Source organism: Vallitalea sp. (assembly GCF_025211055.1).
Taxonomy (GTDB): domain Bacteria; phylum Bacillota; class Clostridia; order Lachnospirales; family Vallitaleaceae; genus Vallitalea.
Genome location: NZ_JAOARO010000053.1, coordinates 1 through 3,854, shown reverse-complemented (window position 1 = coordinate 3,854; position 3,854 = coordinate 1). Strand labels below are relative to the sequence as shown.

Annotated in this window: 4 protein-coding genes; 1 reads left to right on the top strand and 3 read right to left on the bottom strand. The window is 33.6% G+C overall.

Translation table 11 applies throughout. From position 1 onward, the window contains the following. A partial coding sequence (locus N4A55_RS06860; protein ID WP_293754826.1) for a cold shock domain-containing protein occupies positions 1-135 on the top strand: 135 nt, incomplete at its 5' end. A gap of 28 nt (positions 136-163) precedes the next feature. On the opposite strand, the gene N4A55_RS06855 is transcribed toward N4A55_RS06860, so the two are convergent. The 3 genes from N4A55_RS06855 to N4A55_RS06845 are packed head-to-tail and all read right to left on the bottom strand — an operon-like array spanning position 164 to position 3,560. Continuing rightward, a complete protein-coding gene (locus tag N4A55_RS06855) occupies positions 164-529 on the bottom strand; it encodes a DUF1667 domain-containing protein (protein ID WP_293754825.1) in 366 nt (121 codons plus the stop codon). Positions 530-532: 3 nt separating this feature from the next. Further along, a complete protein-coding gene (locus N4A55_RS06850; RefSeq protein ID WP_293754823.1) occupies positions 533-1,795 on the bottom strand; it encodes an NAD(P)/FAD-dependent oxidoreductase in 1,263 nt (420 codons plus the stop codon). A 16-nt stretch (positions 1,796-1,811) separates the two neighbouring features. Further along, on the bottom strand, positions 1,812-3,560 hold the full coding sequence (locus N4A55_RS06845; protein WP_293754822.1) for an FAD-dependent oxidoreductase: 1,749 nt from the start codon (positions 3,558-3,560) through the stop codon (positions 1,812-1,814). Positions 3,561-3,854: the final 294 nt, after the last annotated feature.

Sequence of the window (3,854 nt, the reverse complement as noted above, 5' to 3'; positions counted from 1 at the left end):
GAAGATGATGTATTTGTACATTTTTCTGCAATTCAAGGTGATGGATTTAAAACTCTAGAAGAAGGCCAAAAAGTTGAATTCGAAGTTGTCGAAGGCGCTAGAGGACCTCAAGCAGAGAATGTAGTTAAGCTATAATAAATGAACGAAATTAAAAGAAGGTATATTACCTTCTTTTTTTCATGATACTTCTAGATGCTACAATGTCAACTTTTGTATTACATATATCCTTTATTATAATATCCCCTCTATTAATTGGTGCTTTAACTGTCATTTTGTACAACTCGTTGACACATTCAAATATTTTACTTTTTGGTATCTCATAGTTACTGATTACTGGTAATCTTTTTAAATGACTTCCATCTATTTTTACTGTAGTTGTCAACATTCTTTTAGGATTAACATATTCATTTTCTCCGAACACTTTACCTCGATTACAGGTATTTCCTTCTACAATTATATTATCTCCTTTTTGATAAACAGTTAGATGACAACTCATAGGACAAACAATACATGTAAATTCTTTTTTCATAATCTACCCCACCTTTACACTAATGGTTAACTCATTATTACTTGACATTAATTTTTCAGTTTTTATATTTATGGCAATCATCTCAGGTGGTAATACTACGCCATGTTTTTTATTCAAACAAATTTCTCCGTCAATTTCACCAATCACTTTTACTTTTTTCTCTTTTTCTTTTACTCTAAAATATATGGGAAGCTGTTCTTCCAAGTTGTTTTTCCTAATTATCTGTGGTACTACAAAATTAACATTTTCACCAGGAATAACTGATTGATATTCATCTTTTAGATTAAGATTCCCCTCTAAATATCTAGCTGCCCCACGACCTGCAATCTCTCCCGTTATAGATACATAATCTACTAAATCAAACACTGTTACTACATTTCCCGCAGCAAAAACACCTTCAACTGATGTCATGAAACTCTCGTCTACAACTGGTCCTTTTGTTCTTGGATCAATCTTGACTTCCAGTTTTCTTGACAATTCGTTTTCAGGGATTAATCCAACTGCAAGAACCAACAAATCGCACTCGATGTATTTTTCTGTACCCTTTATAGGATTTTTATTACTATCTACCTGGGCAACTGTTACACCTTCCAATTTCTTATTACCATGTATTCTCACAACTGTAGTTGATAGGTGCATTGGTATATTATAATCATCCAAACATTGACAAATATTTCTTGTTAATCCTCCTGGGGAACTCATTAGTTCATAAACACCTTCTACCTTAATACCTTCAAGTGTCATTCTTCTTGCCATAATAAGTCCAATATCACCTGACCCAAGAATTACTGCTTTTTTACCTGGAAGATATCCTTCCATATTGATATATCTTTGTACAGTACCTGCTGTAAGTACACCACTTGGTCTTGTACCCCATATAAATACTTGAGAACGGGTTCTTTCTCTACATCCCATAGCAAGGATAATTGCTCCACATTTTATTCTCATCATACCTTCAGACTCATTCATTGCATAGATTATTTTTTCCCTGGTTATCTCTAGGACTATGGTTTTTATTTTCACATCTATATCTAGATTATCAACTTCTACTATAAAGTTCTCAGCATATTCGCAGCCAGATAATCTTTTTCCAAATCTATGCAGTCCAAATCCATCATGTATGCATTGTTGTAAGATTCCACCTAACTCTACATCTCTCTCTATTATAAGTACATTCTCTACGCCTTGTCTCTTAGCTTCTGTAGCCGCTGCTAACCCAGCTGGTCCACCGCCTATAACAGCTACATCTGTTTCAATATATTTCATCTAATCCCTCCTTTCATTACGCTCTACTATTTTTATTAAGGACATATGAATCTGAACCTTTTAGGGTTATTTCTGTAGGTTCTTTCTTCAACTCCCTAGCAAGTATTTCTAATACTCTAGGACCACAAAAACCACCTTGACATCTACCCATTCCGGCCCTTGTTCTACGCTTTATGGCATCTATAGTTGTTGCTGGTATCTCGTTGTGTATAGCGTCTAATATTTCGCCTTCAGTTATTAGCTCACATCTACATATTATATTCCCATATTTGGGATTCATCTTTATTAGTTCATCTTGTTCCTCATGGGATAAATCTCTGAATTGTACCTTAGGTTTTCTTATAGGATTAAAATCTTCATTTAGAGGTATACCGCCCATATCATCTTTTATTATTCCTCTAACCATTTCTGCTATTGCAGGTGCTGATGCTAACCCAGGTGATTGTATTCCTGCTACATTGATGAATCCTTTTACTTTTTTCGACATACCTATTATAAAATCTTCTTTATAATCTGCTGCTCTAATACCTGCAAAAAAAGTAATTATCTCTGATTTCTTAACTTCATCTGTGACACGTTCACCTAATTTTATTATATAGTCTATATCACTAGCTTCTACCGACTTATCTTCTTTAGATGGAATCTCTGTAGCAGTTGGTCCCCATAATAGATTTCCTTCTGGGGATACACAAGCTCCACCACCTTTTGAGTTAGTACTTTTACTCCGTCCACTTCTTGTTCCAGCTGGTCTGTTAAAGAAGCCTTTTCTATTTTTATCGAATATAGCTATGGCACCTCTTCTAGGATGAATTGTAAAAAATCTATCTCCCGCCATCTTAGCTATGTTATCTGTATATACTCCAGCACAATTAATAACATATTTACTTTCAATAATGCATTTATTGGTTATTACCCCTTTAGTTTTTCCATCTTCTGTGAGTACATCTAGGACTTCTGTATCCAACATGAATGTTACACCATTCTGTACTGCATTCTCTGCAAAGGCTATACATACTTCATAAGGTTCAACCAATCCCATTGTAGACATTAAAAACCCTCCAATAGGCTCACCTTTTAGGTTTGGTTCTAATTTTTTGACCTCTTCTTGATTTAACCATTTTAATCCAGGAACTTTCATAAATTGTCTAGCTGGCTTAATTAGATATCCTAGCTTAGATTTTTTTAGAAACTTAAGTCCTAACATCTTTCTCCATTCACTTTTATCATAAACTACATTCAATGAACCTGATCTAATTAGTTTAAAATTAAGGTCTTTAGACAGCTTTGTATATAACTCATTGCCTCTTATATTAAGTTTTGCTTTTAAAGTCCCTGTTTTTGCTAGAACTCCTGGATGAATATTACCATTATTGGCTTTTGTTGCTTCTTCTGCTATATCACTATTCTTTTCAACTACTATTGTGCTTAGATTATATTTGGATAATTCTCTAGCAATTGCACAACCACATATCCCTGCGCCTATTATTAAGATATCACATTTCTTATGTACATTCTCTTGTAGAGTGTTTTTAATTTTTTCGGTATTATCTTTTTGTGGAATAGTTATCCCCTGTGCTGTTATATCGTTTACCACATTATTAACACCTTTTACTTTTGCAGCAATATGACCAATATCTACCACATGCTGCCATTCATCAACTTTCCCTGTTAGAGTAACAATTCTGTCAGATGAGATTTCTATGCCTATATCATAACAAGACAATTCTTTTACACTTTTTATGGCTTTTATAATCTTATCTTTCATTACCTCTCTCCATTCATTTGACACTTAGATTTAATGATTAACTTCCAAAAACACTTCCCAACCGGACGTCTATACGTCTATACTAACTTTAATTTTGTTATTTGTCAAGATTCAAAAAATAAAATTCTTAATAAATATCTTCTACACTCATAAAAAAGGGGCTGTCGTTAAATAGACTAGCCCACACATAAAAAAAGTCAGTGTAACTCATTAGGAGTTAGGCTGACTTTTTTACAAGAAAAAAAGATGCCTAACGATAAACATCTTTTCTCCGCTACATATACATTGTATAAT

Coding starts and splice junctions, on each gene's coding strand:
- N4A55_RS06855 (WP_293754825.1), bottom strand. CDS start 529: ATGAAAAAAGAATTTACATGTATTGTTTGTCCTATGAGTTGTCATCTA.
- N4A55_RS06850 (WP_293754823.1), bottom strand. CDS start 1,795: ATGAAATATATTGAAACAGATGTAGCTGTTATAGGCGGTGGACCAGCT.
- N4A55_RS06845 (WP_293754822.1), bottom strand. CDS start 3,560: ATGAAAGATAAGATTATAAAAGCCATAAAAAGTGTAAAAGAATTGTCT.